Annotated in this window: 20 protein-coding genes and 2 tRNA genes; 15 read left to right on the forward strand and 7 right to left on the reverse strand. The window is 65.0% G+C overall.

The features are described 5' to 3' along the window. Window positions 1-182: hypothetical protein (locus ACFW0H_RS29065; RefSeq protein WP_422917307.1), on the forward strand; the 182-nt coding region annotated here is incomplete at its 5' end. A gap of 72 nt (window positions 183-254) precedes the next feature. On the opposite strand, the gene ACFW0H_RS29070 is transcribed toward ACFW0H_RS29065, so the two are convergent. The 7 genes from ACFW0H_RS29070 to hisB form a co-directional block, all read right to left on the reverse strand. Next, window positions 255-1,010, reverse strand: a complete 756-nt coding sequence (locus ACFW0H_RS29070) for a substrate-binding periplasmic protein (protein WP_422917308.1) — start codon at window positions 1,008-1,010, stop codon at window positions 255-257. Between the two features lie 133 nt (window positions 1,011-1,143). Next, complete coding sequence (locus ACFW0H_RS29075; RefSeq protein ID WP_422917309.1) at window positions 1,144-1,899, reverse strand: substrate-binding periplasmic protein; 756 nt, start codon at window positions 1,897-1,899, stop codon at window positions 1,144-1,146. 131 nt (window positions 1,900-2,030) lie between these two features. Beyond that, a complete protein-coding gene (gene hisF / locus ACFW0H_RS29080; RefSeq protein ID WP_280287214.1) occupies window positions 2,031-2,801 on the reverse strand; it encodes an imidazole glycerol phosphate synthase subunit HisF in 771 nt (256 codons plus the stop codon). Between the two features lie 68 nt (window positions 2,802-2,869). Then, complete coding sequence (gene hisA / locus ACFW0H_RS29085) at window positions 2,870-3,607, reverse strand: 1-(5-phosphoribosyl)-5-[(5-phosphoribosylamino)methylideneamino]imidazole-4-carboxamide isomerase (protein ID WP_016495212.1); 738 nt, start codon at window positions 3,605-3,607, stop codon at window positions 2,870-2,872. A 91-nt stretch (window positions 3,608-3,698) separates the two neighbouring features. Further along, a complete protein-coding gene (locus tag ACFW0H_RS29090) occupies window positions 3,699-3,959 on the reverse strand; it encodes a DUF2164 domain-containing protein (protein ID WP_422917310.1) in 261 nt (86 codons plus the stop codon). Between the two features lie 4 nt (window positions 3,960-3,963). Beyond that, complete coding sequence (hisH, locus tag ACFW0H_RS29095) at window positions 3,964-4,602, reverse strand: imidazole glycerol phosphate synthase subunit HisH (RefSeq protein WP_422917311.1); 639 nt, start codon at window positions 4,600-4,602, stop codon at window positions 3,964-3,966. Further along, entirely contained in the window at window positions 4,602-5,195 is a 594-nt protein-coding gene (gene hisB / locus ACFW0H_RS29100; protein ID WP_280287210.1) for an imidazoleglycerol-phosphate dehydratase HisB, read from the reverse strand. The genes hisH and hisB overlap by 1 nt, the downstream gene beginning before the upstream one ends. Window positions 5,196-5,324: 129 nt before the next feature. On the opposite strand from hisB, the gene ACFW0H_RS29105 reads away from it, so the two are divergent. The 14 genes from ACFW0H_RS29105 (at window position 5,325) to ACFW0H_RS29170 (ending at window position 17,851) form a co-directional block, all read left to right on the forward strand. Next, a complete protein-coding gene (locus ACFW0H_RS29105) occupies window positions 5,325-5,723 on the forward strand; it encodes an acetyl-CoA sensor PanZ family protein (RefSeq protein ID WP_422917312.1) in 399 nt (132 codons plus the stop codon). Window positions 5,724-6,043: 320 nt separating this feature from the next. Next, complete coding sequence (locus ACFW0H_RS29110; protein WP_422917313.1) at window positions 6,044-8,275, forward strand: AsmA family protein; 2,232 nt, start codon at window positions 6,044-6,046, stop codon at window positions 8,273-8,275. After that, window positions 8,272-9,339, forward strand: coding sequence for an A/G-specific adenine glycosylase (gene mutY / locus ACFW0H_RS29115; RefSeq protein ID WP_422917314.1), 1,068 nt, complete (start codon window positions 8,272-8,274; stop codon window positions 9,337-9,339). The genes ACFW0H_RS29110 and mutY overlap by 4 nt, the downstream gene beginning before the upstream one ends. Next, window positions 9,336-9,608 carry an oxidative damage protection protein gene (locus tag ACFW0H_RS29120; RefSeq protein ID WP_422917315.1) on the forward strand — a complete coding sequence of 91 codons (273 nt, stop codon included), beginning with the start codon at window positions 9,336-9,338 and terminating at the stop codon, window positions 9,606-9,608. The genes mutY and ACFW0H_RS29120 overlap by 4 nt, the downstream gene beginning before the upstream one ends. A gap of 76 nt (window positions 9,609-9,684) precedes the next feature. After that, a tRNA-Phe gene (locus ACFW0H_RS29125) sits at window positions 9,685-9,760 on the forward strand. A 190-nt stretch (window positions 9,761-9,950) separates the two neighbouring features. Next, complete coding sequence (locus tag ACFW0H_RS29130) at window positions 9,951-10,502, forward strand: heme NO-binding domain-containing protein (protein ID WP_422917316.1); 552 nt, start codon at window positions 9,951-9,953, stop codon at window positions 10,500-10,502. Between the two features lie 6 nt (window positions 10,503-10,508). After that, a complete protein-coding gene (locus ACFW0H_RS29135; RefSeq protein WP_422917317.1) occupies window positions 10,509-12,512 on the forward strand; it encodes a putative bifunctional diguanylate cyclase/phosphodiesterase in 2,004 nt (667 codons plus the stop codon). Between the two features lie 246 nt (window positions 12,513-12,758). Then, window positions 12,759-13,532 (forward strand): ABC transporter ATP-binding protein, encoded by a 774-nt coding sequence (locus tag ACFW0H_RS29140; protein ID WP_377691004.1) that lies wholly within the window; start codon window positions 12,759-12,761, stop codon window positions 13,530-13,532. An 18-nt stretch (window positions 13,533-13,550) separates the two neighbouring features. Next, window positions 13,551-14,303 (forward strand): ABC transporter substrate-binding protein, encoded by a 753-nt coding sequence (locus ACFW0H_RS29145; protein WP_422917318.1) that lies wholly within the window; start codon window positions 13,551-13,553, stop codon window positions 14,301-14,303. A gap of 48 nt (window positions 14,304-14,351) precedes the next feature. After that, window positions 14,352-15,047: an ABC transporter permease gene (locus tag ACFW0H_RS29150; RefSeq protein WP_422917319.1), complete on the forward strand. Its 696-nt coding sequence runs from the start codon at window positions 14,352-14,354 to the stop codon at window positions 15,045-15,047. Beyond that, window positions 15,044-15,733, forward strand: a complete 690-nt coding sequence (locus tag ACFW0H_RS29155; protein ID WP_422917320.1) for an ABC transporter permease — start codon at window positions 15,044-15,046, stop codon at window positions 15,731-15,733. Before ACFW0H_RS29150 ends, ACFW0H_RS29155 begins: the two co-directional genes overlap by 4 nt. An 87-nt stretch (window positions 15,734-15,820) precedes the next feature. Next, window positions 15,821-17,035 (forward strand): methyltransferase, encoded by a 1,215-nt coding sequence (locus tag ACFW0H_RS29160; RefSeq protein ID WP_422917321.1) that lies wholly within the window; start codon window positions 15,821-15,823, stop codon window positions 17,033-17,035. 295 nt (window positions 17,036-17,330) lie between these two features. Further along, window positions 17,331-17,406 (forward strand) — tRNA-Thr (locus ACFW0H_RS29165). A 277-nt stretch (window positions 17,407-17,683) separates the two neighbouring features. Beyond that, a complete protein-coding gene (locus tag ACFW0H_RS29170) occupies window positions 17,684-17,851 on the forward strand; it encodes a hypothetical protein (RefSeq protein WP_422917322.1) in 168 nt (55 codons plus the stop codon). Window positions 17,852-17,939 lie beyond the last annotated feature (88 nt).

Consider the following 17,939-nt stretch of genomic DNA (forward strand, 5'->3'; position numbering starts at 1 on the left):
CCCTCATGGGGCAGCTTCGCCGCCCTTGGCGATTGAAATCGCCCCTACAAAAAAGCATCGCGAATGAATTCGCTCCTACAACAGATGACGCGCGCCCTGTAGGGGCGAATTCATTCGCCAAGCAGGCCGCAGGTCTGCCCTGCAATTCCTCATGGGGCAGCTTCGTCGCCCTTGGCGATTGAAATCGCCCCTACAAAAAAGCATCGCGAATGAATTCGCCCCCACAGAAAAGGCCCCCATTGGGGGCCTTTTCGTTACAGGTAGTTCTGCGTGACCTCGTCGACGAAGCCGTCGCTGCGCATCTGGTCCAGGGCCTTCTGCAAGCGCTCGATGACTTCGTCCGGCGTGTCCTTGTTGAAGGCGAGGTAGAGCTCGGCGCTGTTGAAGCGCAGCACGGTCTGCAGGCCGGTCACGCCTTCCTGCTTGGCCAGGTAGCGGCCCACCGGATCGGTGGTGGCCCAGAGGTCGATCTGGCCCTTGAGCAGTTTCTGCACGTTCTCCTGGTCGCGCAGGGCGTTCTGCGGAGCCATGCCCTGGCTCTCCAGGTGCTGGCTCACGGCGTCGTTCTTGTAGGCGCCGATGCGGTACTGGGACGCGCTCTTCAGGTCCTTGACGGCGAGGTTCTTGCCCGGCGGGGCGAGCAGCACCCATTCGGTCTTGGCGATGGGACCGACCCACTTGAACAACGGTTTGCGTTCGGGGGTGAAAGTGGTGGAGAACAGGCCGTAGCTGGGCTTGTCCAGGGTCAGGCGGTAGAGGCGGTCCCAAGGGAAGCGCAGGGTCAGGCTGTAGTTGATGCCGGCGCGCTTGAACATCTCGCGGACGATATCGGCGCTGATGCCATCGATGCCATCGTCGCGGGCGAAGTTCTTGTCATCCACCGCCATGTTGAAAGGTGGGAAGTTCTCAGTGAGCAACACCACCTTGTAGTCCGCCGGCAAATCGGCGCGCGCCGTGAAGGCGAGGAACATCAGGCCCAATGTCAGGGCGCGTTGGATCAGCTTCTGCATGGTCATACCGCTCGCTTTGATTTGTGGTTGTGGCAAAGCGGCTTCCTTGCGTGGGCTCCCCACCCACGGACGTCTGTCCTGCCTTCCATGGCAATGGCAAACGACCGGCTCATGGCCGGTCGTTCAAGTCTGTCTACAGGTAGTTCTTGAGGATCTCGTCGACGTAGCCCTCGGTGCGCATCTGCTCCAGCGCGCCCTGAAGCTTGTTCACCACGTCGTCCGGGACCTCCTTGTTCAGCGCCAGGAACAACTCGGCCTGGTTGAAGCGCAGCACGGTCTTCAGGCCGCCCACGCCCTCCTGCTTGGCCAGGTAGCGGCCGGCCGGGTCGCCGGTGGCCCAGAGGTCGATCTGGCCCTTTTCCAGCTTCCTGGCGTTTTCCTGGTCGCGCAGGGCGGTGACGGGCTCGAGCTTCTGCTGGGTCAGGTATTCGGCAATGGCGTCGCCCTTGTAGGCGCCCACCTTGTACTTGCGCGCGTCGTCCAGGCTGGACAGGGCGATGGAACTGTCGGCACGGGCCAGCATGACCCAGTCGTCCGGACCGATCGGACCGACCCACTTGAAGGACTGCTCACGCTCGGGCAACCGCGCGGTGACGAACACGCCGTAGCCGGGTTTCTCCAGCGCCAGCTTGTAGATGCGGTCCCAGGGAAAGCGCAGCGTCAGGCTGTACTTGACCCCGGCACGCTTGAACATCTCGCGCACGATGTCGACGGCGATACCGTCGATGTTGTCTTCCTGGGCGAAATTCTTCCCATTGATCGACATGTTGTAGGGCGGGAAATTTTCGGTCAGCAGAACCACGCTGTAGTTCTCGTCCACTTCGGCGCGGGCCGCACCGGCAAGCACCATCAGGGTACCGGCCAGCGCCAGCAGCAGGCGTTTCGACATAGGCGATTACCTTCAGGAAAGAGGAGAATGCGCTGAGCTTAACCTCGCGGTAACGAGGCTCGGGTATCAGCGGCCCAGGCTGCGAACTCCGTCACACGGAGCAGCCCGGGCAATTCAATGCAGGGTCGTGTTCAGCGCACCAGGATGCCGCGGCTGGCCAGGTAGGCCTTGGCTTCGGGCACGGTGTATTCGCCGAAGTGGAAGATGCTCGCCGCCAGAACGGCGTCGGCCTTGCCTTCGAGGATGCCGGCCGCCAGGTGCTCGAGATTACCGACGCCGCCGGAGGCGATCACCGGAATGCCGACGCTTTCGCTGATGGCGCGGGTGACGCCCAGGTCGTAGCCGCTCTTCACGCCGTCCTGGTCCATGCTGGTGAGGAGGATCTCACCAGCGCCGAGGTCTTCCATCTTTTTCGCCCAGGCCACGGCATCCAGGCCAGTGGGTTTGCGACCGCCGTGGGTGAAGATCTCCCAGCGCGGGGTTTCCCCGGGGCCCGACACCTTCTTGGCATCGATGGCGACGACGATGCACTGCGAGCCGAAGCGCGAGGCCGCCTCGCCGACGAACTCGGGGGTGAAGACCGCGGCCGTGTTGATCGACACCTTGTCGGCGCCGGCATTGAGCAGGTTGCGGATGTCCTGCACGGTACGCACGCCACCGCCCACGGTCAGCGGAATGAACACCTGGCTGGCCATGCGCTCCACGGTGTGGAGGGTGGTGTCGCGGCCGTCGACGCTGGCGGTGATATCGAGGAAGGTGATCTCGTCGGCACCCTGCTCATCGTAGCGACGGGCGATTTCCACCGGGTCGCCGGCATCGCGGATGTTCTCGAACTTGACGCCCTTGACCACGCGGCCGTTGTCCACGTCGAGGCAGGGGATGATGCGTTTTGCCAGTGCCATAACAGTGTTCCCGTAGGGTGCGCCGTGCGCACCGGTAACCGTCGAAGGTGCGCAGTGCGCACCCTACTTCAACCCTTGTAGCTGTCGCAGAAGGCCTGCGCCTCGGCCACGTCCAGGGTGCCTTCGTAGATGGCACGGCCGGTGATGGCGCCAATGATGCCGGGGGCCTTGGCGGCCAGCAGTTTCTCGATGTCGCCGAGGTTGTGGATGCCGCCGGAGGCGATTACCGGGATGCGGCTGGCGGCGGCCAGGGCCGCGGTGGCCTCGACGTTGCAGCCCTGCATCATCCCGTCCTTCGCGATGTCGGTGTAGACGATGGCGGAGACGCCGTCGGCCTCGAAGCGGCGGGCCAGGTCAACGGCCTGCACGCTGCTCACCTCGGCCCAGCCGTCGGTGGCGACGAACCCGTCCTTGGCGTCCAGACCGACGATCACCTTGCCCGGGAAGGCCTTGCACGCCTCGGTGACGAACTCGGGCTCTTTCACGGCCTTGGTGCCGATGATCACATAGCTTACGCCGGCCTTGACGTAGTGCTCGATGGTTTCCAGGGAGCGGATGCCGCCACCGATCTGGATCGGCAGGTTCGGGTAGCGCTTGGCAATGGCGGTGACCACCTCGCCGTTCACCGGCTTGCCCTCGAAGGCGCCATTGAGGTCCACCAGGTGCAGGCGGCGGCAGCCACCCTCCACCCATTTGGCAGCCATGCTCACCGGGTCGTCGGAGAACACGGTGGAGTCTTCCATGCGGCCCTGGCGCAGGCGCACGCAGGCGCCGTCCTTCAGATCGATAGCGGGGATAATCAGCATGCTTTTTCCTTCGTCAAAAGAGCGGCAAGCTGCAAGCCACAAGCTGCAAGCATGCGCATCTGTTTCTCTTGCAGCTTGAAGCTCGAGGCTTTCAGCTGCTTTTTTCGAGCGCCCACAAGTCGCTCTCGATGCTCTCGAACCTGTCCTTCAGGTGCGCCTGCACATCGGAGATCGCCTTGTTGTAGAAATGCGGCGCGAATTCCCGGGCGAAGAAGTCCAGCACTTCCTCGGCCTCGAAGGAACCCAGCTCCAGTTCGAAGCGATCGGCCATGAAGCGCTTGATCAGCAGCACCGCGTCGCCGACCTGAGCGGCGTCGAGTTGCAGGGCGGGTGCCTTCTTCGCGCGGCTCATCGGCTTACCAGCGGCCATCCCAGGCGGCGAAGTTCTGCAGCAGCTGCAGGCCGTGGGTGTGGCTCTTTTCCGGGTGGAACTGCACGGCGAAGCGCGAGCCTTCGGCCAGCGCGGCGGCGAAGTCCTTGCCGTAGTGGCCGCGGCCGACCACCTGCTTGGGATTGCCGGCCTCGATGTAGTAGCTGTGCACGAAGTAGAAGCGCGCCCGGTCGGGAATGTTGTGCCACAGCGGGTGGGCGACGCTCTGCTCCACCTCGTTCCAGCCCATGTGCGGCACCTTCAGGTGCTCGCCGTCTTCCACCAGGTCCTTGCCGAAGAAGCGCACCTGGCCGGGGAACAGGCCGATGCAATCGACGCCGTCGTTCTCCTCGCTGCGCTCCAGCAGCGCCTGCATGCCGACGCAGATGCCGAGGAAGGGACGATCCTTGCTGACTTCCTGGACAAGGCTGTCGAAGCCCAGGCGACGGATCTCGGCCATGCAATCGCGAATGGCGCCAACGCCGGGGAAGACCACCCGGTCGGCTTCGCGGATCGCAGCGGCGTCACTGGTGACCAGCACACGGCCGGCGCCGACGTGTTCCAGGGCCTTGGCAACCGAGTGCAGGTTGCCCATGCCGTAGTCGATGACTGCAACCGTCTGCATCAGAGCACGCCCTTGGTGGAAGGCATCTGGCCGGCCATGCGCGGATCGCGCTCAACGGCCATGCGCAGGGCGCGGCCGAAGGCCTTGAACACGGTTTCGATCTGGTGGTGGGTGTTGTGGCCACGCAGGTTGTCGATGTGCAGGCTCACCATGGCGTGGTTGACGAAGCCCTGGAAGAACTCCTGGAACAGGTCGACGTCGAAGCCGCCGACCACCGCGCGGGTGAAGGGCACGTGCATTTGCAGGCCGGGGCGGCCGGAGAAGTCGATGACCACGCGGGACAGCGCTTCATCCAGCGGCACGTAGGAGTGGCCGTAGCGGACGATGCCCTTCTTGTCGCCGAGGGCCTGGGTGAAGGCCTGGCCGAGGGTGATGCCGACGTCTTCCACGGTGTGGTGATCGTCGATATGCAGATCGCCCTTGCACTCGATGTCCAGGTCGATCAGGCCATGACGGGCGATCTGGTCGAGCATGTGCTCGAGGAAAGGCACGCCGATATCGAAGCGTGCCTTGCCAGTGCCATCCAGGTTGATCGAGACCTTGATCTGGGTTTCCAGGGTATTGCGTTCGACGGATGCCGTGCGTTCGGCCATCACCAGCTCCACAAAAGTCTCACGAAAAAGAGCGCCATTATAGGACGCCGGCCCTCGGCACCGCTACCGACGGCGGTCGGCGGGGTTTACACTGCCGGGCTGCCCTCGCCAAGCCCTCCAGGAGCCGCCATGCCCGTGATAGTCGAGACCCTGAACAGCCCGTCCGAGCAGGATCGCGCCGACCTGGCGAAGATCTATGCCGACGCCCCGGACTGGCTGCTGGCGCCCTACGCCGATGCCGCCGAGTTGGTGGAGCGTGGCCTGACCGCGGGCCTGCTGGTGGCCGGACGCTTCAACGACCGCCTGCTGGGAGCGGCCCTGGTGGAGCGCGGCGAGGAGGCCTGGCGGCTGTCCCACCTCTGCGTGCGCAAGGTCACGCGCCACCGTGGCGTCGGCCGCCGCCTGGTGGACGAAGCCGCGCGCCTGGCCCGGGAGGCCGGCAAGCCCCTGCACCTGGCGGCGCCCAAGGACCACCTGGAAAGCCAGGCCCTGGCCGCGCGCCTGCACCTGCCGCTGGAAAGCCTCTGACCCGGTTGCATCGGCGCTGGAACACGGTGGAAATCCCCTTAGGGGATTTTCACCCTACGGACCGGAACCAGCCCGTAGGATGGGTAGAGCGGAGCGAAACCCATGCTGTCGGATCGATGGGTTTCGCAAGCTCGCGGAACGCCGCCCGACCCATCCGACGAAACAAGCCGACTCAGGCCATGGGCTGAACCGTCGGCGAAATTCGCCATCCAACGTCCGATACCCGCTGTTCGAGGCCCGCGCCGTCGCAAACCATGGCTGATGGCCCGGCGCTATACTCGGCACCTCAAATTCACGCGATCCATCACAAGGACTGGCCAATGAAAGCCTTCGGCAAAATCCTGGGCCTCATCTTTCTCGGGCTGTTGCTGATCATAGTGGCCCTGGGCTTCGCCCTGACCCACCTGTTCGACCCGAACGACTACAAGGACGAAATCCAGCAACTGGCCCGGGACAAGGCCAACCTGGAGCTGACCCTCAAGGGCGACATCGGCTGGAGCCTGTTCCCCTGGCTCGGCCTGGAACTGCATGAGGCCACCCTGGCCAGCGCCGCGACCCCGGAAAAGCCCTTCGCCGACCTCGACATGATCGGCCTCTCGGTGCGTGTGCTGCCGCTGCTGCGCCGCGAAGTGCAGATGAGCGACATCCGTGTCGAAGGCCTGGACCTCAATCTGCAGCGCGACGACAAGGGCCAGGGCAACTGGGAAGGCATCGGCCGCCCGACCAAGGCACCGGCAAGCGCCCAGGCCGGCACCCCCGCCAGCCCGGCACCGGCCGGCGAGGCGCAACCGGCGCCCGCCCCCGAGGAGCCCGCGCGCCCGGTCAAGCTGGATATCGACAGCCTCACCGTCCACAACGCCCGCATCGACTACACCGACGCCAAGAGCGGCAAGCAATTCAGCGCCGAAGGCATCGAGCTCACCACCGGCGCCATCCGTGAGGGCGCCAGCGTCCCGGTCAAGCTCAGCGCCTTCTTCGGCACCAACCAGCCGGTGCTGCGCGCCAAGACCGAACTGACCACCAACCTGCGCTTCGAGCGCGCCCTCAAGCGCTACCAGCTGGAAGACCTCAAGCTGAGCGGCGAAGCCTCGGGCGAGCCGCTCAAGGGCAAGACCCTGGTCTTCAACGCCCAGGGCCAGTTGCTGGCGGACCTGGCCGCCAACATTGCCGAGTGGAACAGCCTGAAGCTCACCGCCAACCAGTTGCGCGCGCTCGGCGAGCTGAAGGTCCACGACCTGAACAAGGACGCTCGCCTGGAAGGCGGCCTGTCCATCGCCCAGGTCAATCTGCGTGAGTTCCTCACCGGCGTCGGTGTCGAGCTGCCGCCCATGAGTGACGCCAACACCCTGCAGAAATTCGAGCTGGTGACCAAGCTCAACGGTGGCAGCAACAGCCTCGCCTTCGAGGGCCTGAGCCTGAAGCTCGACGACAGCACCTTCAGCGGCCGCCTGGCCGTGGCCGACTTCGCCAACAAGGCCGTGCGCGTCCAGCTCAAGGGCGACAGGCTCGACCTCGACCGCTATCTGCCGCCCAAGGCCAAGGCCAAGCAGGAAGCCCAGACCGCCCGCCAGGCCGAGGTGAAGCCCGCCGTGGCCGCCGCCAGCCAGGGCAACACCCCGCTGCCCAATGCACCGACCCAGGCCGCCTGGAGCGAAGCGCCGGTGCTGCCGGTGGACCAGCTGCGCAAGGTGGACCTGGAAGCGACTCTGGAACTCGCCGACTTCACCGTCGACAAGCTGCCGATGAATGACTTCAACCTCAAGGCCAATGGCAAGGACGGCCTGCTGACCCTGGAGGACCTGCGTGGCGGCCTGTTCGGCGGCACCTTCCAGGCCAACGCGCAGATCGACGCGCGCCCGGCAGTGCCACTGCTCAAGGGCCAGAAGCGCATCAGCAACGTGCCGGTGGAAAAACTCCTCCAGGCCCAGGAACAGAAACCGCCGGTGCGCGGCCTGCTGGACATGACCGCCGACATCAGCACCAGCGGCAACAGCCAGAAGGCCTGGATCGACAGCCTCAACGGCACCGCCAGCTTCGTCCTCAACGACGGTGCGCTGCTCGACGCCAACCTCGAACAGCAGCTCTGCCAGGGCATCGCCACCCTGAACCGCAAGGAGCTGACCAGCACCCGCGACGGCAAGGAAACCCCCTTCGGGGAACTCAAGGGCTCGCTCGCCTTCAACAACGGCGTGGCCAGCAACCCCGACCTGCGCGCCAGCATCCCCGGCCTCAGCGTCAAAGGTGACGGCGCCGTGGACCTGCGCGTGCTCGGCCTGGACTACCGCGTCGGCGTGGTCATCGAAGGCGACAAGAGCGAGATGCCGGACCCGGCCTGCCAGGTCAACGAACGCTACGTCGGCATCGAATGGCCGCTGCGCTGCCGCGGCCCGCTGGAGCTGGGCGCCAAGGCCTGCCGCCTGGACAAGGACGGCATGGGCAAGATCGCCGGCAAGCTGGCCGGCGAGAAACTCACCGAGAAGCTGGAAGAGAAGCTCGGCGACAAGGTCAGCCCGGAACTGAAAGACGCGCTCAAGGGGTTGTTCAAACGATGACCCCTGAGCAATTCAACAGCGCCGTCCTCGACTGGTACGACCGCCACGGTCGCAAGGACCTGCCCTGGCAGCAGGGCATCACGCCCTACCGCGTCTGGGTGTCCGAAATCATGCTGCAGCAGACCCAGGTCAGTACCGTGCTCGGCTACTTCGACCGCTTCATGGAGGCCCTGCCCACCGTGCAGGCCCTGGCGGCGGCGCCGGAAGACGAAGTGCTGCACCTCTGGACCGGGCTCGGCTACTACACCCGCGCGCGCAACCTGCACAAGACCGCGCAGAAGGTAGTGGCCGAGTACGGTGGCGAGTTCCCCCGTGATGTGGACCTGCTGTCCGAGCTGCCGGGCATCGGCCGCTCCACCGCCGGCGCCATCGCCAGCCTGTCCATGGGGCTGCGCGCGCCCATCCTCGACGGCAACGTCAAGCGCGTGCTGGCCCGCTACGTCGCCCAGGACGGCTATCCGGGGGAGCCGAAAGTGGCCAAGCAGCTCTGGGAAGTGGCCGAGCGCTTCACCCCGCAGCAGCGGGTGAACAACTACACCCAGGCGATGATGGACCTCGGCGCCACCCTCTGTACCCGCAGCAAGCCCAGCTGCCTGCTCTGCCCGTTGCAAAGCGGCTGCCGCGCCCACCTGCTCGGCCGGGAAACCGCCTACCCCGTCCCGAAACCGCGCAAGGCGCTGCCGCAAAAGCGCACCCTGATGCCGCTGCTGGCCAGCCGCGACGGCGCCATCCTGCTTTACCGGCGCCCGTCGAGCGGGCTCTGGGGCGGTCTCTGGAGCCTGCCGGAACTGGACGACCTCGACGCCCTCGCCCCGCTCGCCAGCCAGCATTCGCTGCACCTTGGCGAGCGTCGCGAACTCCCCGGCCTGACCCACACCTTCAGCCATTTCCAGCTGGCCATCGAACCCTGGCTGGTGAACGTGGAGGGCAGCGCCCCCGTCGTGGCCGAGGGCGACTGGCTCTGGTATAACCTCGCCACCCCGCCGCGCCTGGGGCTTGCCGCCCCGGTGAAGAAGCTGCTCAAGCGCGCGGCCGATGTATTGAATGCAGGAGAGACGAAATGACCCGCACCGTAATGTGCCGCAAATTCAAAGAGGAACTGCCGGGACTGGAGCGTGCGCCGTATCCGGGCGCCAAGGGCGAGGACATCTTCAACCACGTTTCGAAGAAGGCCTGGGACGAGTGGCAGGCCCACCAGACCATGCTGATCAACGAGCGTCGCCTGAACATGATGAACGCCGAGGACCGCAAGTTCCTCCAGGCCGAAATGGACAAGTTCCTTTCGGGCGAGGACTACGCCCAGGCCGAGGGCTATGTCCCCCCGAGCGCGTAAGCGCCCGAAAAAACTAAAAATTTTTTCGAAAGGGTGTTGACGAGGTGCCGGAGAATCCGTTTAATAGCGCCCCGTTGCCCAGGTAGCTCAGTCGGTAGAGCAGGGGATTGAAAATCCCCGTGTCGGCGGTTCGATTCCGTCCCTGGGCACCACTAATACCGAACAAAAAGCCCCAGCCATGTGCTGGGGCTTTTTGTTTTCCGCCCCGCCTTTTTTGCCACCCGAGCCCGCCAGGCACGAAACCGGTGGCGCTGCTAACCTCTCTTCGAATCGCCATACCCTGCTGTGAGCCGCCGGCCGTTTCCGGCATGGAAGGCCGATCCAAGGAATTGGGGGGACCGCATGAAGGGATTAGTCTTCAACCTGCTGGAAGAAGTGGTCACCCGGCATCAGGGCGAAGATGCCTGGGACGCGCTGCTCGAAGGTGCTGGCCTGGAGGGCGCATACACCTCCCTCGGCAGTTATCCGGACGAGCAGCTCCATCGCCTGGTGGGCGCGGCATCGCAGGCCCTCGACATGCCGCCCTTCGAGGTGCTGCGCTGGTTCGGCCGGGAAGCCATGCCCTTGCTGGCCAGCCGTTATCCAGCCTATTTCAGCCCCCACAGTTCGACGCGCCCCTTCGTCCTCAGCGTCAACCAGATCATCCATCCCGAGGTCCGCAATATCTATCCGGGTGCGGACGTGCCGACCTTCGGTTTTCGCGACGAGCCGGATGGCTCGCTGATGATGACCTACCGCTCCCCGCGCCGGCTCTGCGCCCTGGCCCATGGATTCATCGAGGGGGCGGCCGTGCATTTCGGTGAAACCCTCTGGTTCGACCATCTCACCTGCATGCACAAGGGCGACCCCGAGTGCCACTGCCGCATCACCTTTCACCAGCAACGACAGGGCTGAGCCACCATGGATGGGTTCGCGCCACGGAACACTGAAGTCGACAAGCTGCGGCGCCGCCTGCAGCGCGAGCACCAGGCGCGCCTGGAGGCCGAGCTGATTGCAGAACGGGGGCTGCGCGAACTCTATGCAAAGCAGCAACAGCTCCAGTTGCTGGAGTCCATAGCCGATGCCGCCAACGGCGCCGCCTCGGTCGCTGACGGGCTCGGCTTCACCGTGCGCAGCGTCTGCGAGTACACCGGCTGGCGGATCGGCCACGCCTACCAGACCATCATGGTCGAAGGCGAGGCACGCCTGCGCTCGACGGGCATCTGGCACCATAGCGAGGAGCAGCGCTTCCTGGAATTCCGCCAGGTGACCGAAGCCATGGAATTCCCCCCCGGCCACGGCCTGCCCGGACGCGTCCTGGCCAGTGGCGCCCCCGCCTGGATCCCCGATATCACCCAAGCCCCGGAGTTCTGCCGGATCGCCGCCGCCGAGCAGGCCGGCCTCAAGGCCGCGGCCGCCTTTCCGGTGCTGGTGGGCAGCGAGGTGGTGGGGGTTCTGGAATTCTTCGCCAACAGCGTGCTGGAGCCTGACCAGACGCTCCTGAGTCTCATGGCGCAGATCGGCGTGCAGATGGGGCGAGTGGTGGAGCGCAAGCGCGCGGAAGAACAACTGATCGACGCCTTCCACGATCCGCTCACCGGATTGCCCAATCGCGCCCTGTTCGCCGATCGCCTGTCCCGCGCCGTGGCCCGCTGCAGCCGGCACCGCGAGGCGGCCTTCGCGGTGCTCTTCATCGACCTGGACCGCTTCAAGCTGGTCAATGACAGCCTCGGCCATCTCGCCGGCGACCTGCTGATCATCCAGGTGGCCGCACGCCTGGGCGCCTGCTTGCGACAGAGCGATACCCTGGCACGCCTGGGCGGCGACGAATTCACCATCTTGCTGGACTGCTTCGACAACCTCGACACCCCGGTGCGGGTCGCCGAACGCCTGATCAGCGCGCTGGACCCGCCCTTTCATATCAACGGCGAGCAGCTCTACATCAGCGCCAGCATCGGCATCGCCCCCAGCGACCTGGGCTACGAATCGGCGGAAGAGATCCTGCGCCACGCCGACCTCGCCATGTACCGGGCCAAGACCCTGGGCAAGCACCGCTTCGAGCTCTTCGACCGCAGCATGCACGAGCGCGCCGTGGGTCGCCTGGCCCTGGAGACCCAGCTGCGCAATGCCCTGCTGAACAACGAATTCGTCCTCCACTACCAGCCCATCGTGCGTCTGACGGACAACCGGACCGTGGGCGCGGAGGCCCTGGTGCGCTGGCAGAAGCCGAATGGCGAACTGGTCTACCCCGGCGACTTCATCCAGGTGGCCGAGGACACCGGCCTGATCCTGCCCCTGGGTCTCTGGGTACTGCGCGAAGCCTGCTCCAGCATGGCCGCCTGGCACCGGGAATTCCCCGCGGACAGGCCGCTGACCATCAGCGTCAACCTCTCGGCCCGGCAGTTCGGCCAGAACGACCTGGTGCAGCAGGTCGACAGCATCATCGCCGAGACCGGCATCCGCGCGGACTGCGTACGCCTGGAAATCACCGAAAGCGTGTCCATGGCCGACTCCGAGCGGACTGCCACCGTCCTCCGCCAGCTCCATGAACTGGGCGTGCGCATCAGCATCGACGACTTCGGTACTGGCTACTCCTCGCTCAGCTACCTGCACCGCTTCAACCTCGACGTGCTGAAGATCGACCGCTCGTTCGTGGCCGAACTCGACCACTGCCCCGAAGGCGCGCAACTGGTGCAGACCATCCTCAGCCTGGCCCGCAACCTGGGCATCGAAGCGGTCGCCGAAGGCGTCGAGACCGAACAGCACCTGCGGATCCTCGGCTCCCTGGGCTGCAACTTCGGCCAGGGCTACTTCTTCGACCGGCCACTGGCCCCCGCCACCTTCGCCGAACGGCTGCGGGATGGACAGGCGCCTGCCGGGCAGAACGCGACCGATCCGCTCACCGGCACCCGCAATATCTGCTAAACATTTGATTCAGAAGGGAAAGTCCTAAAATTAGCGACAAAGGCCCGGAATTCGGGCCTTGCGGACCCTGGAGCAGGTTTTGTTGATACCGCGACAAGCAACTGCAGCGATGCGACAACCTTCCCCGCAGGGCCGCCGCAGGCCCTCCCGCACGCTTGGCGCGTGGCAAAGCGCTATGCTAGCTTGCCCGTCGCCAGGAAGGCCGCCCCACCGCCAGAGTGCCCCCGAACAATAAGAGGACCCCCCATGGCCCAAGCCACGCCAGCGCTTGAAATCCGTAACCTGCACAAACGCTACGGCGAACTCGAAGTGCTCAAGGGCATCTCCCTCACCGCCAACGACGGTGACGTGATCTCCATCCTCGGCTCGTCCGGCTCCGGCAAGTCCACCTTCCTGCGCTGCATCAACCTGCTGGAGAACCCCCACGAGGGCCAGATCCTGGTGGCGGGCGAAGAACTCAAGCTGAAGAAGAGCCGCAGCGGCGAACTGGTCGCCGCCGACAACAAGCAGATCAATCGCATGCGCAGCGAGATCGGCTTCGTCTTCCAGAACTTCAACCTCTGGCCGCACATGACGGTGCTCGACAACATCATCGAAGCGCCGCGCCGCGTGCTCGGCCAGAGCAAGGCCGAGGCCACCGAGATCGCCGAAGCCCTGCTGGCCAAGGTCGGCATCGCCGACAAGCGCCACGTCTATCCGACCCAGCTGTCCGGCGGCCAGCAGCAGCGCGCGGCCATCGCCCGCACCCTGGCCATGCAGCCGAAGGTGATCCTGTTCGATGAGCCCACCTCGGCGCTGGACCCCGAGATGGTGCAAGAAGTGCTTAACGTGATCCGCGCGCTGGCCGAGGAAGGCCGCACCATGCTGCTGGTCACCCACGAAATGAACTTCGCCCGCAACGTTTCCTCCGAGGTGGTTTTCCTTCACCAGGGGCTGGTAGAAGAACAGGGACCGCCAGCGCAGGTATTTGACAATCCGCAATCGGCGCGCTGTAAACAATTCATGTCCAGCAATCGATAAAACACGGAGCAAGATCGCATGAAGAACTACAAGAAGATTCTGCTGGCCGCGGCCGCGACCCTCGCTTTCGGCACCAGCGCCGTCGCCGCCGACAAGCTGAAGATCGGCACCGAAGGCGCCTACCCGCCCTTCAACCTGATCGATGCCAGCGGCCAGGCCGGCGGCTTCGACGTCGAAATCGCCCAGGCCCTCTGCGCCAAGATGAAGGCCGAGTGCGAAGTGGTCACCTCCGACTGGGACGGCATCATCCCCGCCCTCAATGCCAAGAAGTTCGACTTCATCGCCGCTTCCATGTCCATCACCGAAGAGCGCAAGCAGGCCGTCGACTTCACCGATCCCTACTACACCAACAAGCTGCAGTTCATCGCCCCGAAGAGCTCTGACTTCAAGACCGACAAAGCCAGCCTGAAAGGCAAGGTGATCGGTGCCCAGCGCGCCACCATCGCCGGCACCTGGCTGGAAGACAACATGGCCGACGTCGTGGACATCAAGCTCTACGACACCCAGGAAAACGCCTACCTGGACCTGGCCTCCGGCCGCGTCGACGGCGTACTGGCCGACAAGTTCGTCAACTGGGAATGGCTCAAGAGCGACGCCGGCAAGGAGTTCGAGTTCAAGGGCGATCCGGTGTTCGACAACGACAAGATCGGCATTGCCGTGCGCAAGGGCGACCCGCTGCGCGAGCGCATCAACAGCGCCCTGAAGGAAATCGTCGCTGACGGTACCTACAAGAAGATCAACGACAAATACTTCCCCTTCAGCATCTACTGACCTGCCAGCCCGGTGCCGCCCCTGCGCGGCACCGGCGCGTGACCACCCATGAACCTAGAACTCTACGGATTCGGCCCGGCCCTGGCCGCGGGCACCCTCATGACCATCAAACTGGCGCTTTGCGCGCTGGCGGTGGGCCTGGTGCTCGGCTTGCTCGGCGCGCTGGCCAGGACTTCCGCCATCAAGCCGCTGCAATGGCTCGGTGGCACCTACTCCACTCTCGTGCGCGGCGTCCCCGAGTTGCTCTGGGTGCTGCTGATCTATTTCGGCACGGTCAACCTGATGCATGCCCTGGGCGAATGGCTCGGCCACCCAGAGCTCGAACTGAACGCCTTCGCCGCCGGCACCATCGCCCTCGGCCTGTGCTTCGGCTCCTACGCCACCGAAGTGTTCCGCGGCGCCATCCTGGCGATTCCCAAGGGACACCGTGAAGCCGGCATGGCCCTGGGCCTGTCCAAGGGACGCATCCTCTGGCGGCTGATCCTGCCGCAGATGTGGCGCATCGCCCTGCCGGGCCTGGGCAACCTGTTCATGATCCTGATGAAGGACACCGCGCTGGTTTCCGTGATCGGCCTCGAAGAGATCATGCGTCGCTCGCAGATCGCCGTGACCGCCAGCAAGCAGCCCTTCACCTTCTTCATGGTCGCCGCCTTCATCTACCTGGGCCTGACCATCCTCGCGATGATCGGCATGCACTTCCTGGAGAAGCGCGCAGGCCGTGGCTTCAAGCGGAGCGCAGCATGAACTGGGAAATCATCTTCAAATACCTGCCGCAACTGGCCCAGGGCGCCGTCCTCACCCTGGAGCTGGTGGCCATCGCGGTGATCGCCGGGCTGGTCCTGGCCACCCCCATGGGCATCGCCCGCGCCTCCCAGCACTGGTACGTGCGCGCCCTGCCCTACGGCTACATCTTCTTCTTCCGTGGCACGCCGCTGCTGGTGCAGCTGTTCCTGGTCTACTACGGGCTGGCGCAGTTCGACCTGGTGCGCAAAGGGCCGCTCTGGCCGTACCTGCGCGATCCGTTCTGGTGCGCCGTGATCACCATGACCCTGCACACCGCGGCCTATATCGCCGAGATCCTGCGTGGCGCCATCCAGGCCGTACCGCCGGGCGAGATCGAAGCGGCGCGTGCGCTGGGCATGTCGCGCTTCCAGGCGCTGTTCTACATCATCCTGCCGCGCGCGGCGCGCATCGGCCTGCCGGCCTACAGCAACGAAGTGATCCTGATGGTCAAGGCCAGCGCCCTGGCCAGCACCGTCACCATGCTGGAACTCACCGGCATGGCGCGCACCATCATTGCCCGCACCTACCTGCCGGTGGAGATCTTCTTCGCCGCGGGACTCTTCTACCTGTTCATCGCCTATGTGCTGGTGCGGGCCTTCCGCGTCCTCGAGCGCTGGCTGCGGGTAGACGCCCTGCAGGGCCGCTGATCCCCGTTACCGCTCCTCGTCCGCCGGATGAGGAGCGGTGCCGGCGGCGCTATAATCGCCGCCCCTTGATCCCGCCGCTCCGCCCCGATGACCAGCCCCGCGCCCCTCCATGGCCCGCTCCTGCGGGAACGCTTCGCCGCCCTGGACGACTTCCTTCGCGCGCACCAGGACATCTGGCGCCCGACGCCTTTCACCGAACGGGAATTACCCTGGGAAAGCCGCCACCCCGAGCTGGCCGGCTGGCTGCGCCAGCGCACCCTGGCCGAGGCGGATGCCATCCACAACCAGCCCGAGCGCCTGCACGCTCCGGCACCTTATCCACAGCTCGCGGCACACTCCACCGCCCTCAGCCAGATCGGCGAACTGCCGCCGGCCCAGGCAGAAACCGTGCCGGCGACCTTCACGGTGGACGTGCCCGGGCGCAAGTGGCAGCAGATCGACGCCTTCGCCAGCCGCCTGGAATTTCGCCAGGCGCCCGGCCACTGGCTGGACTGGTGCTCCGGCAAGGGGCACCTCGGCCGCCGGCTGGCCCATGACGGCCGGGCCCTGACCTGCATCGAACTGGACCCGCAGCTGGTCGCCAGCGGTCAGCGACTCAGCCAACGCCTGGGCCTCGCCGCCGACCACCGCGAACAGGACGCCCTGGCCGACGACGCCGCGCACCAGCTCAGCGCCGACCACACACCGGTGGCCCTGCATGCCTGCGGCGACCTCCACGTACGCCTGCTGCAACTGGCCAGTGCCGCCGGCTGCCGCCAGCTCGCGGTCGCGCCCTGTTGCTACAACCGCATCCGCACGCCGCACTACCAGCCGCTCTCTGCAACGGCCAGTGCCTCCACGTTGCGCCTCAGCCGGGCCGACCTGCGCCTGCCGCTCAGCGAAACCGTCACCGCCGGCGCCCGCGTCCGCCGCCAGCGCGACCAGTCCATGGCCAGGCGCCTGGCCTTCGACCTGTTGCAGCGGGAATTGCGGGGGCGGGACCAGTACCTACCCGTCCCATCCCTGCCCACCAGTTGGCTGGAAAAGCCCTTCGCCCAGTACTGCCGCGACCTCTGCGAACTCAAGCAACTCCCCAGCCCGGCGGAACGGGACTGGGCGGTACTGGAGGAAGCGGGATGGCAACGCCTGGCCGTGGTGCGCAACCTGGAGCTCCCCCGCAGCCTGTTCCGCCGGCCGCTGGAACTCTGGCTGTTGCTGGATCGCGCCTTGTTCCTCGAAGAACAGGGCTACCAGGTGAGGCTGGGCAGCTTCTGCCCAGCCCAGCTCACCCCCCGCAATATCCTGCTCCTGGCGGAGCGCTGAGGCTTACCCACAAAACCTGTGGATAACTTTGTTGATGAAATCTGGGCAACCCGGTGCAAGCCCTTCCGCTGCGCGGCCCGCGACAGCTGAGCATTTTTTGGACAAAGCATAAAAGGTCTGCAAAAACAGCACGTTAAGAAATTCCGAGACCTGGCGCACAAAAACGATGCACTGACGTCCCAGAATTATCGCCATTGTGCATAAGCATCGGCCCCCTGGTTCGAAAACCCACCCGACATCCGCCTCGGAGTGGTTTACTCGCCACGCCCAATCGCTATAATGGCGACCCTTCTTGGCCGGTATAGCTCAGCTGGTAGAGCAACTGACTTGTAATCAGTAGGTCCCGGGTTCGATTCCTGGTGCCGGCACCATATAAAACAAAGGCTCGCAGCGATGCGGGCCTTTTTCGTTTCTGGAGCGGGCTAGCACCAGCCCGAAGAAAGCTAAGCATCAAACGCGCTGCCGTGTGCTTAGTCAGCTTGAGCGTCCCCTCCCCGTTACCCGCCTTGTTCCGGCACCCGATAAGCAGTTTTCTTCGCCTCGCTCGCCCCTCGACTGTCATATATCCCCAGCACTCTTCGTCTGGCATCATCTAGCCATCGCGCAGCCAGTCCGGGATGGCCGGACACGATCTTCAAGGGATGGAACATGGCAGAGAGCAGTAACTTCGCCTTTCTCAAGGAGCACGACCGGGTCTTCGCCCAGTTCGCCAGCACGGCCGAGCGCGTTTACGCCAGCGATCCCAACACCACCCTGATCAAGCTGCGCCAGCTTGGCCGTGCCAAATATCTTGCAAAACGATGCAGCTGTGCATAACCTCTCCCGCAACACACCCGCCATGCCTATGGTTGCTTCGGCAGCTACGCACAAATTGAGCGGGTTTTTTATGCCCGGTAGTTTTTCA

The sequence above is a fragment of the Metapseudomonas cellulosilytica genome (assembly GCF_049334135.1).
Classification (GTDB): Bacteria; Pseudomonadota; Gammaproteobacteria; order Pseudomonadales; family Pseudomonadaceae; genus Metapseudomonas.

Bases quoted from the DNA above. Each gene is read 5' to 3' on its own strand.
- ACFW0H_RS29070 (WP_422917308.1), bottom strand. From the start codon at position 1,010: ATGCAGAAGCTGATCCAACGCGCCCTGACATTGGGCCTGATGTTCCTC.
- ACFW0H_RS29075 (WP_422917309.1), bottom strand. From the start codon at position 1,899: ATGTCGAAACGCCTGCTGCTGGCGCTGGCCGGTACCCTGATGGTGCTT.
- hisF (WP_280287214.1), bottom strand. From the start codon at position 2,801: ATGGCACTGGCAAAACGCATCATCCCCTGCCTCGACGTGGACAACGGC.
- hisA (WP_016495212.1), bottom strand. From the start codon at position 3,607: ATGCTGATTATCCCCGCTATCGATCTGAAGGACGGCGCCTGCGTGCGC.
- ACFW0H_RS29090 (WP_422917310.1), bottom strand. From the start codon at position 3,959: ATGAGCCGCGCGAAGAAGGCACCCGCCCTGCAACTCGACGCCGCTCAG.
- hisH (WP_422917311.1), bottom strand. From the start codon at position 4,602: ATGCAGACGGTTGCAGTCATCGACTACGGCATGGGCAACCTGCACTCG.
- hisB (WP_280287210.1), bottom strand. From the start codon at position 5,195: ATGGCCGAACGCACGGCATCCGTCGAACGCAATACCCTGGAAACCCAG.
- ACFW0H_RS29105 (WP_422917312.1), top strand. From the start codon at position 5,325: ATGCCCGTGATAGTCGAGACCCTGAACAGCCCGTCCGAGCAGGATCGC.
- ACFW0H_RS29110 (WP_422917313.1), top strand. From the start codon at position 6,044: ATGAAAGCCTTCGGCAAAATCCTGGGCCTCATCTTTCTCGGGCTGTTG.
- mutY (WP_422917314.1), top strand. From the start codon at position 8,272: ATGACCCCTGAGCAATTCAACAGCGCCGTCCTCGACTGGTACGACCGC.
- ACFW0H_RS29120 (WP_422917315.1), top strand. From the start codon at position 9,336: ATGACCCGCACCGTAATGTGCCGCAAATTCAAAGAGGAACTGCCGGGA.
- ACFW0H_RS29130 (WP_422917316.1), top strand. From the start codon at position 9,951: ATGAAGGGATTAGTCTTCAACCTGCTGGAAGAAGTGGTCACCCGGCAT.
- ACFW0H_RS29135 (WP_422917317.1), top strand. From the start codon at position 10,509: ATGGATGGGTTCGCGCCACGGAACACTGAAGTCGACAAGCTGCGGCGC.
- ACFW0H_RS29140 (WP_377691004.1), top strand. From the start codon at position 12,759: ATGGCCCAAGCCACGCCAGCGCTTGAAATCCGTAACCTGCACAAACGC.
- ACFW0H_RS29145 (WP_422917318.1), top strand. From the start codon at position 13,551: ATGAAGAACTACAAGAAGATTCTGCTGGCCGCGGCCGCGACCCTCGCT.
- ACFW0H_RS29150 (WP_422917319.1), top strand. From the start codon at position 14,352: ATGAACCTAGAACTCTACGGATTCGGCCCGGCCCTGGCCGCGGGCACC.
- ACFW0H_RS29155 (WP_422917320.1), top strand. From the start codon at position 15,044: ATGAACTGGGAAATCATCTTCAAATACCTGCCGCAACTGGCCCAGGGC.
- ACFW0H_RS29160 (WP_422917321.1), top strand. From the start codon at position 15,821: ATGACCAGCCCCGCGCCCCTCCATGGCCCGCTCCTGCGGGAACGCTTC.
- ACFW0H_RS29170 (WP_422917322.1), top strand. From the start codon at position 17,684: ATGGCAGAGAGCAGTAACTTCGCCTTTCTCAAGGAGCACGACCGGGTC.